Source organism: Burkholderia thailandensis E264 (assembly GCF_000012365.1).
Lineage (GTDB): Bacteria > Pseudomonadota > Gammaproteobacteria > Burkholderiales > Burkholderiaceae > Burkholderia > Burkholderia thailandensis.
In genome coordinates this window covers 1,520,768-1,538,705 of the sequence record NC_007651.1, presented here as the reverse complement: position 1 = coordinate 1,538,705, position 17,938 = coordinate 1,520,768, and the positions used below count along the sequence as shown (strand labels likewise).

15 protein-coding genes are annotated in these 17,938 nt (G+C 66.2%); 4 read left to right on the top strand and 11 right to left on the bottom strand.

Annotated elements, in window-relative coordinates:
* Positions 1-32: 32 nt before the first annotated feature.
* The 10 genes from BTH_RS19120 to BTH_RS19075 form a co-directional block, all read right to left on the bottom strand.
* On the bottom strand, positions 33-1,178 hold the full coding sequence (locus BTH_RS19120; protein WP_009889344.1) for a glycosyltransferase: 1,146 nt from the start codon (positions 1,176-1,178) through the stop codon (positions 33-35).
* A complete protein-coding gene (locus tag BTH_RS19115) occupies positions 1,175-2,119 on the bottom strand; it encodes a glycosyltransferase (protein ID WP_009889342.1) in 945 nt (314 codons plus the stop codon). Before BTH_RS19115 ends, BTH_RS19120 begins: the two co-directional genes overlap by 4 nt.
* Complete coding sequence (locus BTH_RS19110; protein WP_009889340.1) at positions 2,116-2,646, bottom strand: serine O-acetyltransferase; 531 nt, start codon at positions 2,644-2,646, stop codon at positions 2,116-2,118. Before BTH_RS19110 ends, BTH_RS19115 begins: the two co-directional genes overlap by 4 nt.
* A gap of 1 nt (position 2,647) precedes the next feature.
* Positions 2,648-3,844 carry a capsular polysaccharide biosynthesis protein gene (locus tag BTH_RS19105; RefSeq protein ID WP_009889339.1) on the bottom strand — a complete coding sequence of 399 codons (1,197 nt, stop codon included), beginning with the start codon at positions 3,842-3,844 and terminating at the stop codon, positions 2,648-2,650.
* A gap of 32 nt (positions 3,845-3,876) precedes the next feature.
* Positions 3,877-5,121, bottom strand: a complete 1,245-nt coding sequence (locus BTH_RS19100; protein ID WP_161654384.1) for an oligosaccharide flippase family protein — start codon at positions 5,119-5,121, stop codon at positions 3,877-3,879.
* Between the two features lie 90 nt (positions 5,122-5,211).
* Positions 5,212-7,452, bottom strand: a complete 2,241-nt coding sequence (locus BTH_RS19095) for a polysaccharide biosynthesis tyrosine autokinase (RefSeq protein ID WP_009889338.1) — start codon at positions 7,450-7,452, stop codon at positions 5,212-5,214.
* A 41-nt stretch (positions 7,453-7,493) separates the two neighbouring features.
* Entirely contained in the window at positions 7,494-7,928 is a 435-nt protein-coding gene (locus BTH_RS19090) for a low molecular weight protein-tyrosine-phosphatase (protein ID WP_009889337.1), read from the bottom strand.
* Positions 7,925-9,115: a polysaccharide biosynthesis/export family protein gene (locus BTH_RS19085; RefSeq protein WP_011402034.1), complete on the bottom strand. Its 1,191-nt coding sequence runs from the start codon at positions 9,113-9,115 to the stop codon at positions 7,925-7,927. Before BTH_RS19085 ends, BTH_RS19090 begins: the two co-directional genes overlap by 4 nt.
* A gap of 64 nt (positions 9,116-9,179) precedes the next feature.
* Positions 9,180-10,247 carry a sugar transferase gene (locus BTH_RS19080; protein ID WP_009889332.1) on the bottom strand — a complete coding sequence of 356 codons (1,068 nt, stop codon included), beginning with the start codon at positions 10,245-10,247 and terminating at the stop codon, positions 9,180-9,182.
* A 234-nt stretch (positions 10,248-10,481) separates the two neighbouring features.
* Positions 10,482-11,414: a helix-turn-helix domain-containing protein gene (locus BTH_RS19075; protein ID WP_025369790.1), complete on the bottom strand. Its 933-nt coding sequence runs from the start codon at positions 11,412-11,414 to the stop codon at positions 10,482-10,484.
* 910 nt (positions 11,415-12,324) lie between these two features.
* Between BTH_RS19075 and BTH_RS19070 the strand changes: the two genes are divergently transcribed.
* From BTH_RS19070 to BTH_RS19060, 3 genes are all read left to right on the top strand, one after another.
* On the top strand, positions 12,325-12,897 hold the full coding sequence (locus tag BTH_RS19070; RefSeq protein ID WP_025369789.1) for a phosphatase PAP2 family protein: 573 nt from the start codon (positions 12,325-12,327) through the stop codon (positions 12,895-12,897).
* A gap of 349 nt (positions 12,898-13,246) precedes the next feature.
* Entirely contained in the window at positions 13,247-14,458 is a 1,212-nt protein-coding gene (locus BTH_RS19065; RefSeq protein WP_025369788.1) for a membrane protein, read from the top strand.
* Between the two features lie 42 nt (positions 14,459-14,500).
* Positions 14,501-15,673, top strand: coding sequence for a sialidase family protein (locus BTH_RS19060; protein WP_009889326.1), 1,173 nt, complete (start codon positions 14,501-14,503; stop codon positions 15,671-15,673).
* A 111-nt stretch (positions 15,674-15,784) separates the two neighbouring features.
* Here BTH_RS19060 and BTH_RS19055 read toward each other — a convergent pair whose 3' ends face one another.
* On the bottom strand, positions 15,785-17,545 hold the full coding sequence (locus BTH_RS19055; protein ID WP_227739565.1) for a hypothetical protein: 1,761 nt from the start codon (positions 17,543-17,545) through the stop codon (positions 15,785-15,787).
* Here BTH_RS19055 and BTH_RS35235 point away from each other — a divergent pair.
* Positions 17,534-17,869, top strand: a complete 336-nt coding sequence (locus BTH_RS35235; protein WP_223297035.1) for a hypothetical protein — start codon at positions 17,534-17,536, stop codon at positions 17,867-17,869. The genes BTH_RS19055 and BTH_RS35235 overlap by 12 nt on opposite strands.
* The last annotated feature ends 69 nt before the right edge of the window (positions 17,870-17,938 follow it).

Here is a 17,938-nt window from a genome sequence, read left to right as displayed (position 1 = left end):
CGCGGCGAGCTCGCGTTCGGGACGGCGAATCCTCATGATGCGCGCGCAAGCCGCGACGCATAGACCAGCGTCAGTTGCCGGAAGAAGCGCGCCTCGCCGAAACGTTCGCGTGCTTCCTTACTCGCCGCGGTTGCGAGACGCGCGCGCAGCGCCGCATCGCGGTCGATCGACGCGAGCAGTTCGACCGCGTCGTCGGCGCCGCGAAATATCGCGCCGGTTTGCAAGTGCCGTATGACGTCGACGTTTCCCGCGCATGCCGACGCGACGACGGGCAAACCGAGCAGCATCGCCTCGATGACCGACACGGGCATGCCCTCCCACGACGACGTCGACAAATACACGTCCATGCGCCGCAATCGCGCGGCGACTTCGGCGCGGCCGAGCCAGCCTGCAACCTCGACGCCCGCGTCGCGCAACTGCGCCTTGAGCGCGGCATCGCCGTCGCCGATCCACGTGAAGCGCATGCGCGAGCCGCGCAGGCGGCGCGCGATCTCGGCGAACAGCTGCGGATTCTTCTGCACGCGAATGCCGCCGACCGTCACGATCCGCAACACCGACCCGCGCGCGTCTTCCGGCTCGCCGGCGTCGCGCTCGGGCATCGCGCCGACCGCGTTCTCGATCACGACCGCCGGTCGCCGCAAGTGCGCGCGCACCGCTTCGCGCTCGCTGGCCGAGCACGCGATGTAGAGGCATCGCTTCACGCACGCGATCCGTTCGAGCGCGACGAACGCCGATCGCTTGAGCGCCGAGATGTCGCGGCGCATGAACGAGATGCAGTGCGGGCTATAGAAAAGCGCGGCGCCGCGCAACGCGAAAAGCGACGCGATTCTTCCGAGGAATCCCGCGAACGACGAATGCAGATGCACGATGTCCGGCCCGATGCCGACCAGCGTGCGTCGCAACTCGAGCAACATCGGCAGCAGCGGCACGCCTTTCATCTGAATGTGGCGCAGCTTGACAGTCGCATCGAACAACGCGTGAAAATCCGCGGGCGTGTCGGGCCGAAGCGAATAGACGACGTGCACGTCGTGTCCGTCTCGCGCGAGGCGGTTCGCGATCAGGCACACCATCAACAAGGTGCCTGTCGCGCTCGATTCGAGGATCTGCACGATCTTCATTCGCGGACGGCCGTCGGCCGCTGCATCGCGACGTTGCGTATCGACGCCGTCGATCGTCATCGCGCACCTCGCTGCGAGGATGCCGCCTCGATGTGCGCGAGCACTCCCGATTGCGCGATCACCGACGTCCATCCCAGGCGCTTCAGCCGCGCGGGATCGTTGCGTTGCGCGCGCAGTTGCGCAAGGGGCAGCAGCTCGTCGAATATCGCCGCGCCCGTGACGTGCGCACGAATGCCGAGCGCCGTCACCGCATCGACGTTCGACGGCGCATCGTTGCAGACGATCTTCTTGCCGAGCGCCGCGTATTCGAGCAGCTTCGTCGGTGTCTGAAAGCAGTGCGGACGGTGATACGGGAAGTAGCAGACCGCATACTCGGAGCGCTGCACGATCTTCAGCGCGTCGCGCTGCGGCACGCGGCCGACGAACGCAATGCCGTCGACGGCCCGGAACGCGTCGTAAATTTCCGGCTCGGGCTGCCCGACGAGCACGAGCGAATCGCGCGTCGTGCGCGGTGCGTCGCGATATGCGGCCAGCACGTTGTGAAAGCCGCGCTCGCGGCTCATCTCGCCGATATAGCAGAATCGGCCGGTGGGGCCTTCCCCCGCTGGCTCGCTCGCGATCCCGAAGATCCAGTCCGGCACGCCCATCGGCAGCAGCAGCGAAGGTATTCCGTCGCGGAACGCCATCGCGCCGCGCATCCGCTCGTTCTGGAAGATCCGCAGATCCGGCTTTGCGTTCAGTGCGCGCTTGACCGTGTCCTTGATCGCCGCGAGCCTGCCGACCGACAGCGACCGATAGTCATGAATCACAAACCGCGCGGGCGGCAGCGACTGGTAGAAGCCCATGATGCACCACAGGATGCAGCGGCTCCTGTCGCCGAAGCGAGCATATGCGCTCGCGTCGCCTTCATGGACGTCGAAGCCGCGCCGGCCGAGAAAGTCGCGGTACGCGGCGATTTCCGGGTAATTCGCCTTCCCCGGATGGAGGATGAATACTTTCATGCTGCGCTCTTCTCCTTCTCGAGCACGCGCGCCGGCACGCCCACTGCGACGCCGCCGTCCGGCACGTCCCGCAGCAGCACGGCGCCTGCGCCGATGCGCGCGCGATGGCCGATCCGAATCTCTCCGAGCGCGATGCTGTGCGCACCGAACTCGACGTCGTCGCCGACAGTCGGCACGCCGCTGTATGAGCCGTCCGGCCGCAGCGTATTGCCGATCGTCACGCCGTGACGCACCACGCAACGCTCCCCGATCTCGCAATAGCCGTTGATGACGAGCCCCGTGCCGTGATACAGCGTGAGGCCCTTGCCGATCTTCGTCTTGACCGGAATCTCGACGCCCATGATCCAGTCGCAAACCACGATGTAAAGCGCGATCACCGGCGCACCGAGCGCGAGCGTCAGCTTGCTGCGGCACGCGAGATAGTTCGCGATCCGGAAGAACACGACGACGCAGCGCGTCTTGAAGAACGCGTTGCGCCGGCAATCCTCGGCGATCGCGCCGATTGTCTGTTTCAGCGTCGTGCGCATGTCAGTGTTTCATCGAAAATACGTTTCTCGCGGCGCGCGGCGCGATGTCCTCTTTGCCGAAGTAATCGATGCCGTCGATCAGAAACGCGTGGATGTACTTGAGCAGTCTCACGCGATCGAACTCCTTGTAGAAGCAGCGGCCGAGCGACATGACCGGCTTGCCGTACAGCAGCGCCTCGAGGCCGACTGTCGAATTGATCGTGACGACCGAATGCGCGTGCTTGATCAGATCGGTGGTCGGCGACGTGACGAGATCGAAGTGGTAGACCTGCTGCATCCGCACCACCTCGTCGATCACGGCCGCGTCGCACTCGGCCGGATGCAGCTTGACGATCAGATCGGCGCTGACGTTCGCCGCATGCTCGAACGCCAGTTGGATCGCCTTCAGGTTGTCGACGTCCGAATGCAGCTTGATCTGCGTGTCCCCCGACACCTGCAGCGGCAGGAACACGTAGCGCAGCGCCGACAGCTCCTTCACCGTCAGCGCTTTCGCCTGGGCCGGCGCACTCGCGCCGTTCGTCGCCCGCACCGTGTTCAAACGTTTGCGCGCCACGCCTTGCGTGGCAAGCTTCAGCGCATAGTTGACGGCCGACACCGCCTTGCGCGCCGAAGACGTGCGCGACTGCGGCAGCGGCCTCGACTTGTACTGCTCGTAGCGTGCGAGCCAGCGGCGATGCTCGTCTTCCGTCGGCATCGGCAGGCCGTCGATGACGGCCGGATTGCGACTGATCGACGACAGCGCGTTGACGCCGAGCCGGTCGACGAACAGCTTGTCCGGCAGGTTCGAGATCTCGACGAATTTCGTCGGAACCCCATGCGCCGCGCACGCATGCGCGACCGCACGGCAAACGAGCTGCTGGCCGTTCCACATCAGGCACTGCGAGACGCAATAACGGCGGAACACGCCGGACATCACGGCGAAGACCGCGGCTGCGTCGGCGCGCGCGAGCCCGGACGCCATCTGTCCGTTCAGCACCTCGATCGACGCATCGGAGCGAATCGCGGCCGGCGCATCGCGCGCGCCGGACACGCTCGCGCCGCGCCGCAGATAGACCGACCGCAAACCCGCGCCCAGCGCCATCAGATGCGCGACCGGCTCGCTCGTTGCGAACAGAAAGTCGAACTCCTGTCTGACCGCCTTCACGAGCCGCGCGGCAAAGTAGTAACGCTCCATCGAATCGACGACGACGACAATCATGATCTGCGCTCAACGAAGAAGTGGAAAAAACGTCATGCCCCGGCGCGCCGGCGCGACACGCTGCCGTTCATCACGCCGAATGTCAGCGCGATGCCGGCGATCATCAGCACGGCGCCCGAGAACGAAAACAGGCGCACGCTCGCAAGCGCCGATAGCCCCGTGAGCTTCGCCGTGCCGAGCGCACCGGCGAGCACGATGCCGGAGCCGAGCTGAAACAGGAAATCGATGCGTTGCGCGCGCGCCGCGAGGAAGATCTGCGACAACGGCACATAGATCATCTGGAACGCGAAAAGCGGGATCATGCATTGGAAGAACGCGATCGCGCCGCTCCAGCGCGCGCCGAAGAACAGCTCGACGAGCGGAGCGAACAGCAACGCGCCCCCCGCCGCATAGCCCGCCGCGAGCAGCGCAAGCGAACGCGCGTACGTGCCGAACACCTTCGGCACCAGCGCATGCGCATCGTCTCTCGCCATCGCGGCCATCGCGTCGCGCCGGAACACGCCGCCCAGGCTCTGCGCGATCAACGACACGGGAAAGAAGCCGAGCCGATACGCCGCCGCGAAATAACCGGCGCTCTGTGCGTCGAACCAATGCGGAATCACGATCGCGAGCGCATAGGTCAGCACCGAACCGCACAGCGTCGACGGCAGGATGTATTTCGCGAACCGGCTGTGCTCGACGAAGAACGCACGCGTCACCGCGAACGAATAGCCGCGCCGCTTGCCGTGCAGCACGACCGCGAACAGCATCAGCAGCGCGACCGACACCGTGACCGCCGCGTATGCGCCGAACGCATCGACCGGCCCGAACTCCACGCCGAACCTCGGCGCGAATGTCGAGGCGAGAACGCAGACGAGAAACGCCCCGTTGACGGCGATCCGGCTCGCGGCGATCCAGCCGTAGCGCCGCAGACTATTTAGATAACCGCCCGCGGCGAGTTGAACGAACACCGCGAACCCGTATGCGGCGACGACGTACAGGTCCGCGCGGCCCGCGATGAAGACCGCCGCGCCGCCCGCCGTGACCACGGCCGCGCCGAGCGCCATCACGTTGACGAACGCGTTGAACGAATCGGCCGGACTGTCGCTCACGCATGCAAGCTCGTAGCGGCACGCGAGCAGCGTGCCGGCGAACGTCGCCAACGCGAGCAGGTAGTTGAAGCGGCCCAGCGCCTCCGGTCCCTCGAAGCGCCCGATCAGCGAAATGCAGCCGAAGAGCGCAATCTGACCGGCGACGACGCCGCACAGCGACACGATCGAATCGCGGGCGCGAATCATCGCCTTGCCTCCGCATGCGCGCCGGCGCATCGCTCGCCCTCCGGCATGACCCGGCGCCTGCCGTCGCGTCCGCCCGCCCCGAGGTGTGCGTCACGCATCGTGCTTCGCGCCGTATTCGTACGCGACGTAGCGATAGCCGCCGTACTTCGAGCCATAGCCGTACTGCCCGAGCCGCGGATTGATGCCGTTGAACACGACGCCGCTCAGACGCACGCCGTTCTGCGCGAGCCGCTTCGCGGATTCCGCGATCTCGCCGAGCTTCGTCGAGCCGGCGAGCGCGACGAGGAACGCGGTGCCCGCCGTCGCGGCGAGAATGCCCGTGTCGGCCACCGCAAGCACCGGCGGCGAATCGATCAGGACAACGTCGTAATGCTTCGAGAATTCGCCGATCAATTCGGGCAAGCGCGGATGGAGCAACAGCTCGGCGGGATGCTTCGGCATCGCGCCCGTCGAAATGAAATCGAGTCCGACGATCACATCGCGGTGCAGCACCTCGTCCGGCTGCGCCGATCCCGCGATCAGCTCCGAAAAGCCCTTGCCGCGAGCGAGGCCGAGATAGTCGTTCAGATGTCCCTTGCGAATGTCGCCGTCGATCAGCAGCACGCGCTTGCCCGCCATCGTCAGCACCGCGGCGAGATTCGCCGACACGAACGACTTGCCGACACCCGGCGCGGGCCCCGCGATCACGACGACGTTGTTCCTCGCGTCGAGCATCGCGAACTGCAGCGCGGTGCGCAGGCTGCGCAGGCTTTCGACGGCCGGCTCGTCCGGATGCGCGACGGACAGCAGCGACAGGGCGCGCTCCCTGCGCTTCGCGCGCTCGGTCAGCGCCCGCTGCTGATCGCTGCGCGGCACGGTCGCATAGACGTTCAGGCCGAGACGGCGCTCGATCTCGTTCGGATCGGAAATGCCATGGAACAGCATCGAGCGGCCGACCGCCGTGCCGCAACCGGCGAGCACGCCGAGCAGCAGCGACGCGAGCGCGACGAGCGCCTTCTTCGGCTTGACGGGCACTTCCGGCACCGCCGCCGTATCGACGAGCCGCACGTTGCCGACCTTGCCCGCGCGCACGAGCTGCAACTGCTGCATGTTGTTCAGCAGCGCCGTATACAGATCGGTATTGACCTTCACGTCGAGCATCAGCCGCACGAGCTGCTGCTGCAGATCCGGCAACCGCTTGATCTGCTGCTCGGCCGCACCGCGATAGCCGTCGAGCGCGGCGATCTGCTGATCGATTGCGATGACGCTCGGATGCTTCGGCGTGAAGCGCGACAGCGCCTCCTGCCGTTTTTGCCGCAATTCGAGCAGACGCGTCTTCGCATCGGCCGACTGCGCGAGCGCGAGCTTCGCCTCTTCGGTCAGATCGACGGTGCCGTGCTCGTCGCGCAGCTTCGTGAGCCGCGCCTCGGAATCGGTCAACTGCCGCTTGAGCGCCGGCAGCTGTCCGTTCAGGAACTCGAGCGATTGCGCGGCTTCCGCCGATTTGCGCTGAATGTTCTGCGCGATGTACTGCCGCCCGATTTCATTGAGCGCGCTGCTGACGAGGTCGGGGTCAGTGTCGCGCAGGCTCGCGACGACGACGTCGGACTGCTTGACGCGCTCCTGCACATCGAGGTTGTCCTGCAGATCCTCGATCGTTCGCAAACGCGAATGGCGTACGAGCACAAACGTCGCGCCCGGCTTCGCGGCAACCGCGTCGACGCGCAACACGATCGCCCCGCCCTTCGCCGAAAAGCGTTCGAGCGTGCCGATCGCACCCTCGACATTGCGTTCGAGATCGCCGCCGGCGAGCCGATAGCGGCGCGCATCGAGCATCGTCAGCTCGAACGTGTCGCCTTCCATCGCGCGCGGCACGTCGAACGTCGCGACGTTGATGCGCTCCTGGCCCCACGCGTAGCCGCCGAAGCCCGCGAGCCCCGGATTCGACAGCCCTTCGCTGCGGCGCGCGAGCCAATTGCCGATCACCGGAAAGCGCTTCGGCTTCGCGTCGATGAAGAGCTTCAGATTGTCGACGGCGCGCGACACGACGAGCCGCGACGCGAGAATCTGCGTTTCGGCCGCCGCGGACGACTTCACGTCGAAGAGCGAAGACACGTCGCCGAGCAGACTCTTCGCCGCTGACGTATCGGGGCTGTCCTCGACCTGGATCAGGATGTCGGCCTGATAGACGGGCTTGCTGAGCACCGCATACGCGACGCCCACGACGAAGCAGCCGAGCGCGATCGCCGCGATCAGCCAGCGGCCTTCGATCAGGATGTCGAGAACGGCGACGAAATCGGTGTCGCCTTCGCTGTCGGCGAGCGCCGATGTGCCGGTTGGATTGGGATTCATCTGTGGGGTCTCGAAGATTCGGTTCTACGCGCCGCGCGCGCTCACACGAGCCGCAGCCGCGCCAGCCAGCCGTTCACGCCAAGCTCTAGGAGCCGCGCGGACCGCTCGAATACGAAGCGCGGTTGGCGATACGGATCGTGGACGTCGAAGTTCTCGTGCTCGCCGATGCGAAACACCTTGCCGCGCGCGAGCGGATGCCGTTCCTCGACGAGCCGCCGCTGACCGTGGTCCATCACGAGAATCAGGTCCGCCGTCGCGCACTGCGCGCGCCCGAGCTGCTGCGCGCGATGCGCGGACAGATCGATGCCGCGCTCGCGCATCACGTCCTGCGCGAGCGGCGCGGCCGGCAGCCCGACGAGCGCGTTGAAGCCCGCCGACGTCACCGTACGCCCAGGCAGCGACGCCGCGAAGAGCGCGGCCGCCATCGGGCTGCGGCAGAGATTGCCTTCGCAGACGACGAGAATCGAGTCGATCATTTGGTCACGACCGCCGCGGTCAGGCCGGCATTGACGGCGGGCAGCAACAGACTGAGCACGCGGCTGAAGCGCACGAGCCCGTTGCCGTCGACATAGACGATGTCCTTCGGCTCCAGCTCGAACTGGTTCGCGAGCACCATCGCGACGGGCGAGCTCGCGTCGAGCCGATAGACGTGCGGCTTCGCGTCGAGCGAGCCGCGGATCACGTATAGCTGCGCGGCGTCTGCCGTCGTCGCGTTCAGGCTGCCGGCCTGCGACAGCGCATCGCTCAGCGTCAAGCGGCCGTTGCGCATCGGCAGCGCGGTGACGGGCTTGTTGACCTCGCCCATCACGAACACGCCGCTTTCGTCGCGCGGCGGGATGCGCAGCAGGTCGCCGTCCTCGAGAACGAGCCGCGAAGGATTGCTCCCTTGCGCGGCGCCCGACAGATCGATCCGCCGCTCGGCGCCGCCGCGCACGAGCGTCACGCGGCTCTGGTCCGCGCTCGCCGAAAAGCCGCCCGCGCGGCTCACCGCATCGTACAGCGTCATCGGAATGTCGTTGAGCGCCTGCGAGCCGGGCGTACGCACTTCGCCTTCTATGTAGACCTGCTTCGCGCGAAACGATGCGATGCGCACCGTCACCTGCGGATCGCGAAACGTCTGTGCAAGCTTGCGCGCGAGTCGCGCCTGCACCTGCTCGGGCTTGAGCCCGGCAACAGCGATGCGCCCGACGTACGGAAACTGCAGCGTGCCGTCCTGATCGACGACGAAACCCGCCGGCGCATCGGCCGCGCGCGCCGCCGTCTGCTGCTGCGTGCCGAGCGCCGCCGCAAGCTCGGGATGATCCCAGACCGTGATCTGCAGCACGTCGCCGCGCCCGATCGTGTAGGCGGACGCCGGCGACGCGAGATCGGACGCGCGACGCGGCAGCCGCTGCGCGTCGCGCAGCGTGCGGATCAGATTCAGATCGATGTCCGTGATCGGAACCGGCAACTGCTCGCCGCGCGACTCGCCGCCTGCCGCGGCCGGCGCGCCCGACACCGGCACGCTCGCCGGCTGCTTCATCCGCATGCCCGGCGCGACGCCGCACGCACTCAATGTCGCGAGCGCCGCGCACAGCGGCACCCATCTCGTCAACCCACGCACGCGCGCGCCGTACGTGCGTTCCGGCGGCGCGACGCCGCCAGCTTCCCCCAGACTACCCATCTACACCTCTATCCATTTTCTAGCTCCGGCCTGTTCCGGCCGCCGATCGCCGCACGAAGCACGCTCAATACGCGCCCGATCCGCGCAGGACGACATTGACCGTCTTCAGCAGGATGGTCAGGTCGCGGCGAAGCGACCATTCCTTCACGTACGACACATCGAGCGAAACGCGTGTCGCGTAACTGGTATCGTTGCGGCCGCTCACTTGCCAGAGGCCGGTCATGCCGGGCTTGGCGGCGAGGTAATAGCGAACGTCGTCGCCGTAGCGCGCGAGTTCCGCCTCGACGATCGGCCGCGGCCCGACGAGGCTCATCTCGCCCCTCACGACGTTCATCAACTGCGGCAGCTCGTCGAGACTGCTTCGACGCAGGAAGCGGCCGATCGGCGTGATCCGCACGTCGTTCTTCAACTTGAATTCGCGCTCCCATTCCGCGCGCGCTTGCGGATCGCGCTCGAGCAGCGACTTCAGCACCGCATCGGCGTTCATCACCATCGAACGGAACTTCAGGCACTTGAACGGACGGCCGTCGCGCCCGATGCGCACGTGTCCGAACACGGCCGGCCCGCCGTCGCGCTTGACGAGGAAAGCGATGACGGCAAGCGCGGGCGCCAACAGCGCGATCAGGCACGATGCGGCGGCGATGTCGAACACGCGCTTGACGATGCGCTTTCCGATGCCCGACGTGCGCATGCGCTGCGCGACGTGCCCCACCTGATCGAGCGTCGCGGCCTTCACCTGCCGGCTCGCGCGTTCGACAAGGCCGAAGATCGCGAGCGTCACCGCGCGAAAGATCAGGAGCCCGATGCCCGTCGTCACGGTCCAGTAGACGAACCAGGCGCTCGACAGGATCTGCGCGCGATGCAGCACGTACAGCAGCACGACGGTGCCGCCCTGCACGACGAGCCACGCGAGCGCCGTTCGGCTGATCAGATGCACGGGCGAGCGCCGCCGGGACGCCTCGTAGATCCCGCACGCGGGAAAGACCGACAACGAAAGCGCGGCGGCGAACGCCACCAGCGTGCCGTCGAAGATCTCGGCATGCGGGCCGCCCGACGCCTCGATCAGAATCGGAAGAAACGCGCCGAACACGATCACCGCAATGTCGACGACTCTGGGAAATATCGCTGGCATAAGTGAACCTCAGTTGCGATTCGTCAATAATTTGATTCGCACTTCTACATTCATGCCGAACGTTTTTCTCGCATTCGGCACTCATTGCGTCATTTCATCGATGCATCGGACTCCGAATCTGGTCACGCTCGCCCGTCTTCCCGAAACGACGATCGAGCGCCGCCCGCGGCTTCGCACGCGAGCGTGGCGAAACGGACGCTGGGGAATGAAGCGGCGGACGCGGCGTGCCGCTTGTTATGAAACCGATCCGCTCAGCCGCGCAACCAATTCGCCGCACGCGAGATCCGCGTCCGCGCTTCGGCTGCGCTCGACCGCGCGATACTCGGTCGGCGACATCGACAAATGCTGGCGAAACAGCTTCGCGAGACGGTCGCCGCTGCCGAGACCTGTGCGCCGCGCAATCTTGTCGACCGGAAGATCGGTATGCACGAGCATGTGGCACGCGTGCTCGAGCCGCACCTTCTGGACGAATTCGGACGGCGTCACGCCGATTTCCTGCTTGAAGCGGCGCAGGAAATTGCGCTCGCTCATCGCCGCCGCATGCGCGGTATCGGCGATCGAAATGCGGTTGGCGCTGTTGTCGCGCAGTTGCTGGACCGAGGCGCGAATCAGCTTGCTCGCGCGCGCCTCGCGCGCGGTGAATCTCGATTCGGCCGGCCGCGCGCTCAGCGCCGGGCACAAGCGTTCGGCAACCTCGTGTGCGGCGCTATCGCCGCAATCGTGCCGGATAATCGCGAGCGCGGCCGAGAACGCCGCCCGCTCCGCCGCCGTCGGGCGGGCTTTCTCGGTGGAGGCGGCGCCCGAGAGCATCGCGTCGATCGACAGGTCGTCCGCCGCCGCATCGCCGCCGTCGAGCGCCGCGAGCCCCATCAGGCGCCGCTTGCCGCCCGATGCTCGGACGTGAGCGCGCGCGCTGCGCAACCACTCGGATACCGTCGCGTCGTCACGATCGCACGCGCCCGGCTCGCCGATCGCAAAGATCGCATGCACGCTCTCGATCGCGTGCTCGTGCAGCGGCTGGGTCCAGACGGGAATGCCGGACGACGAATACACGGCACCGCCCGCCGCCGACAACAGAAGCATCTCGTAGCCGCCGCCGGAATCCTCGCCGGTGTGCCGAAAGCGGTTGGCAAGATTGAAGATCTCCGCCATGCGTCCGGCCTGCATCAACGAAAAGCCTCCAAACAAGACGACAGCGATCCCTTTTCGGTAGCACACGCCTCCGAAAGCTGCACCACGACTCACGTGTGCTCCCATCCGACCAATGTTGAACGCGCATTCCATGCCGCCGGCCCTTTCACTCATTCAGCAATGTCTATTCTGCGGCGCATCATATTCCTTCAAATCGCTGCAACAATCTTTCTGTCCGATTACGACGCCATGTTGGCGGATTGAATCTGGACATCGATTCCATCATTTATCCGCCGCGCCAATTCGAATGGGTGCGAGCATTGCACCAGAGGTTCACGCATGAGCTTGTCGAATTCGGACGGCCTTTCGGCTACCGAATCACCGGTGACGGGTAGCGCGTCCGATAAGGACGGCGGATAAGGACAAATGCGCCGATGGCCGCGTTGCGCCTGCCGCAGGGCCGAATTCGGCATGCGAATCGGAATGGCGGAATCCGCCGCATCGACATCGCGCGACCTCGCGCCGGCGCGTCGCGCGGCCGTTTCCATTCAAGGGGGAATATAAGCGCGCCGCACGCCGAACTTGCCGAACCGCGCGCCGCTGCCGCGACGACTTTATCGAATTCGCCGCCGGACCGCATGTCTTTTTACATTTGGAATTGAACTTACATTACCGATGTGAGATTCGGCTATTGCATATTTTTCCGATATCGTTCTCGCGCTTTTCGATAATTGCTGACCAACGTCCATTTCTCATCATGCACAATGCACGATCGCCGCACTTCGGAATTTTCCCATTTACACGTCGCGATACCGCATGCGCGCCAATTAGCGCGATTCGCCCGGATCGGACAAATGACGCACTCGCGCACTCATGCGGCGCGAAACTGCGGGCGTTCGCATCGCCGCCTTACAATACGGCGTTCTTTTTCAGGTGAATGCAAGCGATGTGGCCTGCGATCAGCAATCTCGGCGATGCCGCCTTGACGCTTCCTCTTTCCGTCGTCTGCGGCGCGTGGCTCGTCCGCTCGTCGCCCGAGCGGCGCTACGCCGTTTCTTGGCTCGCGTTGCTCGCGGCCGGCATGCTCGTCGTCGGATTGACGAAGATTCTCTACGCGGGTTGCGGCGTGCAGATTCGCGCGATCCACTTTCGCGTCGTCAGCGGGCACACGATGCTCGCGTCGGCGGTGTGGCCGATGGCGCTGCTGCTCGGCCTGCAATGGCTGCGCTCGGACGCGACGCTGGCGGCAGGCCTCGCGCTTGCCGCGCTGATCGGCACCGCGCGCGTGTTCGACGATGCGCATACGGTGTCCGAGGTCATCGCCGGCTGGGCGCTCGGCGCGCTCGTCACGCTGTCGTTCGTGCGCTGGAGGGGCGCGCCCGCGATGTCGCGACGCCTGCGGCCTTACGCGTTCGCGTCGCTGCTCGCGGCGCTGGCGATTGCCTATGGGCGGCACGCGCCGATTCAGACGGCGATCGAACAGTATTCGCCGTTCCTGTGCAGCCAGTTCCCGTGGTGACCGCCCGTCACGGCCACAGCAAGTCGCCCGCCGCCAAAACCCTGTGCGGATCGGACACGCGCACGTGCAACGGCGCACGCGTCGCTATACTTTCAGGCACAGCGCCGCATCGGCGCAGGGCGCGCACCGGCTGAGCGTGGCTTACGGCGCGCGTCACCAGTCAAATGCGCAGAAGCGCTGCGCTCCGTGCGTCGCGCACGAGCCGCGCATGCGGCGTGCGACGCGTACGGCGGGTGCACTCATGCGCCGCGACGCGCTGAAGCGCGGCCGCGCAACGCGCGCGTTCGATGCGCGGCGTTCCGGCGACGCCGACCTGCCGCGCGCACGACTGACGAACCACGGAGCCTTCATGCGACGCGCGAGCGTTCCCACCCTGCTCTTCGCCGCCAGCGCCTGCTTCTTCTCGCTGAACGCGTTCAGCGTGCGCGCGACCTTCGCCGCTTACGCATTGCTCGCGCTTCTCGCGCTGTTGCGCGCGCCGACGCTGTTCGCGCGCCAGCAACGTCTGCCCGCAATCGCCGCTTACTGGACGCTTTGCGTGAGCATCGCATTCATCGTGTCGGCGTTCGGCGATTTCTACGCGAACTTCTTCGTCAAGTTCGTGCTGATCGAAACCTACGTCGCACTCGCGTTCTGGATGTTCGCAAGCGGCGTGCTGTCGATGCGCTCGCTCGAACGGACGTGCGAGACACTGATCTACGTGCACGCGGCGTTCTTCGTCGCGCAACTCGGCTGCTACCTCGCCTTAGGCCATTTCATCGATTTCGACAGCTACATCCGCGAGAGCGATTCGGAAGCGCTCTACGCGACGAAGGCGCTGAGCGACAGTCTCATCTCGATCCGCGCGCTCGGCCTCTATTCGGAGCCGTCGTTCTACGCGATGACGGTCGTGCCCGCGGGCACCGTCCTGTTGCTCGCGAAGCGGCGCATGACGGCCGCGACGATCGTCGCGTTCGCGACCGCGCTGCTGTCGTTCTCGATCGCGGCGATCCTCATCTGCGCGCTGCTCGGCGGCGTGCACTTCCTCACAGGACGCACATCGATGCGGATCAAGCTCGTGATCGCCGCGGTCGCGCTCGCGATCGCGCCCGCGATGTACGGCGTGTACGACAAGCGCGTCAATCAATCCGCCGACTACGACGCCGTCGGCAGCCGCACGCTCGTGCTGCGCGAGCTGAGCGAGCGTGACGCGCTCGCCGACGTGTTCGGCAGCGGCCTCTTCTGGGACGAACGGAACAACGTCGGCAAGACGCACTTGCGCGGCTACCAGGTGCGCGACAGCTCGTTCTACGTGTATCTGCTGTTCGCAACCGGCATCGCCGGTGTCGCTGCGTTCTTCGGCACGTTGTTCATGCTGTTCGGCAAGCGTGGCCGCCGGTGCCTGCTGCTGTATCTGCTGCCGCTCCTCCTCTTCAAGTTTCACGCGCTATACGGCATGCTGTGGCTCACGCTGCTGATGTTCGTCGTCGTCGCCGGGCATGCCGAGCGCTTGCCCGAGCGCCGCGAACGGCCTGGTACCGGTACCGGCTGGCTGAGCGCGACCGGAGCATCGGGCCCCTAGCGTTTGTCGCGCACACGCGCCGATACGCAAAGGAGAATGTCGATGACAACCCGCTGGATGCTGGCCTGCCTGTTCTGCGCGTGCGTCGTTGCATCGTCGGCCGCGCAAGTGCCGCCCGCCGCGCCGCCCGGCCACATCGTCGCGCACAGCGCGGCCGCGACGCGCGTGTTCCTCGGTTCGCCGTCGCTCGCGATCCTGCCTGACGGCACCTACGTCGCGTCGCACGACATGTTCGGCCCGGCCGCGCTGCCCGACGAAGTGCACGTGTTCGCGTCGCACGACAAGGGGCTGACCTGGGAAAAGCTGAGCGTCGTGACCGGCCAATACTGGTCGTCGCTCTTCGTCGTCGACGGCGCGCTCTACCTGATGGGCACCGATCGCTCGATGGGCACTCCGGTGATCCGCCGCTCGATCGACGGCGGCGCGACGTGGACGACGCCGAGCGATGCGCTGACCGGACGCTTCGACGTGAGCGGCCGCTACATCACCGCGCCCGTGCCGGTGCTCGTCGAGCGCGGCCGCGTATGGCGCGCGTTCGAAGTGATCGAAGGCGGCGACCTGCGCTCGCTCGTGATGTCCGCGCCCGCCGACGGCGATCTGCTCGACACGCGCAACTGGCGCGCGACGAAGCCGCTGCCGTCCGACCATGCGTGGCTCGACAACAACTTCCTGACGTGGGAAGAAGGCAGCGTCGTCGCGACGGCCGATCGCGAGCCGGCCGTCGTGCTGCGCGTGAACACGAAGCACGGTCCGGAGAAGGTCGCGCTCGTTCACATGCAGGCGGACGGCTTATCGCTGTCGTTCGATCCGTCGCACGATTTCATCGATTTTCCCGGCGGCGGCAAGAAGTTCACGATCCGGTTCGATGCGCGCTCGGGCCGCTACTGGTCGCTCGCGAACGCGGTGCCGAACGCCGACGGCAGCGCGAATCTCGAGCGCGTGAGAAACACGCTCGCGCTGACGTCGTCGCCCGACCTGCGCCACTGGAGCGTCGAGCGCGTGCTGCTGCAAAGCGCCGATGCGCAACGGCACGGCTTCCAGTACGCGGATTGGCAATTCGAAGGCGACGACATCGTCGCGGTCGTGCGCATGGCGTTCGACGACGGCGAAGGCGGTGCGCACAGCCAGCATGATTCGAACTACGTGACGTTCTTGCGGGTGCGCGATTTCAGGCACGCGGAGGCGAACGAGCGCGACCAGGCCGCTTCGGATTGACGGCCGCGATACGCAAGCTGCGATATGCGGGCCGCGATGCGGGCGCCGGAGCGCGATACGATGCGATCCGGTTCGGCAATACGAAGCAGCGGCGCGGCGCACGCGCGGAGTTCAGCCGGCGGCCACCGCGAGCGCCATGTCGGCGTACCGGTTCTCGAATGGTTCGATCCTGAGCGTATCGACGCGCACGCTCGCGCACGCCGGCACCCACACGCGAACTTCGAGATCGCTGACCGGCGTCGCCAGTTCGAAATCGAACTCGGCGATCGGGCCATCCTTCCCGCCGGGCGTCACGTCGTGACGCATCAGCACCTGCGTGCCGTGGCCCCATATGATGTCCATCCAGCCGCCGTCCGTCGCATCGCACCGGCCTTCGAGGCTCACGACATAACGGCCCGCCGGCAGCGCCGCGTAAGGTCCGAACAGCAGGAAGCCTTCCTGCCCCGTGCTCGCCATCGCACCCGAATCGCGCAGCCCCACGCGCGTGTGCAGGCGAATATCGGCGCCTCGGTAAACTCTCGCGGCGTTGGCATGCGTCACAGCGCATTCGAGCGACAACGGCACGAACCCGAGCGCGTCGAATCCGCCCTGGCTGCCGGCCATCGGCATCGCGACGAGGCGAAAATCGCCGCAAGTGCTCGGCGCGACGACGCGCATCGGCAGCGGCATCGTCGTGCCCGGCGCGAAGAGATCGACGGGCAGCGGCATCGGCGCCGGATCGGACGCGACGATGCGCCCGGCATCGTCGAGCCAGCGATACGACAGATGGATCGGATTCCGGCTCGAGTTGACCCACGTCTGCGTCGACGCGTTCTCCAGCAACACGGGCAACTCGAAGGCTTCGCCCGCCGTCAGCGGACCGAGCGTCACGTCGGTGCGCAAGCTGCCGCCGGCGTCGCGCGGCACGGCGGACACGGCGTCGCTCACGCGCTGGCATTCGAAGTCCGCGGGGAGACTCGCGTAACCCGCGCTCGGCACCGCACGCGGCACCTCGACCTGGAACGCCACGAGCTTCTCGTAGTGCGCGAGCTCGCTCGTCCGATCGCTGCCGCTATCGGAAAACATGAACCCGGCGACGTAGCGCCCTTCCGGCAGGTTCGCGCCGAGGTAGAAACCGATGCGATAGGTGCCGCGCTGCAGGCCGACGAGCCGCCGGTTCAGCAGCGAGTTGCTGCTGCCGAACGCCCAACGCTCGTCGCTATCCGTGATCTGGATGCCGACGCCCAGTTCGGCGACGTCCCTGTCGATCGAGAACACGACGCTGAAGCGCATGATCTGGCCGTGCGAATATGTATCGCCGCCCAGCAGCGTCGCCGACACGAGCGAAAACTCCGGCGCCGCGAACGCACGGCTCGCGACGGGCTCGTACGGCTGCCAGCGCGCGGTTTGCGGCACGGGAATGATCTCGCGCCGCGCGCGCTCGCGCTGCCGGCGCTCGCGCAACACGCGGTAGAACTCGAGGTCGAGCGCGTTCAGCGCTTCGAGACGCTCGCGCAGCGCCGCCTCGATCTGTCCGACCGCGGGCCGCTGCCGCGTCGCATTCACGGTCTCGATGCGCTCCGGCGCCGGCAAGCCGATCAGCGCGGCGACATCGGCGAGAAACGTCGGCATGTCTTCGAAGAAACCCACGACGTCGTACTGCTCGACGCTCGCGAGCGCCGCGGCGAGCTTCTCGTCGTCGCGGCGCGCCTGCGTGTCGCCGATCGCGGCGAAGTGCTCGACGTACGGATTGCTCAGCGACTCGACGAAATTCGACTCGAACGATTGCGCGATCGACGCACGGAAATCGCCACCCGGATCGGCCGCCAGCGCGATGAAGCGCTGCGCCTGCTCCCACAGCCCCGGCAACTGCTCGGCGTCGTGGTTATTCATCAGAAAAAAGAGCCAGGAAATCGCGCGGTCAATCGGCTCGCGAAAGCATGTCAAGTATTGATAACGCGGATCGAGCGACGAGCCGCGAAAATCGATGTGCGCGGAAATGACCGAATACTCGCCGCCGTATCGCCGAATCAGATCGCGATGTCGGCCAATCAGGTTCGGCGTCACGCAGCCCGCGCCAAGCGCGTTGCCCAGCCACGCATTGACCGCCTGCCCGGCGGTCTTGGGCAAATGATCGAAAATGACGCGGCCACCGAAAACCCGCCGTTGCTCCTTCATCGTGGGCAATCCCCTCTTCTCTTTTCTGGCCGCGCATGATCGGCGGTATCCGCCGAAATTCTGACACAAAAATATGTCGCTTCATCGGCCGCAAACGCATCGATTTCG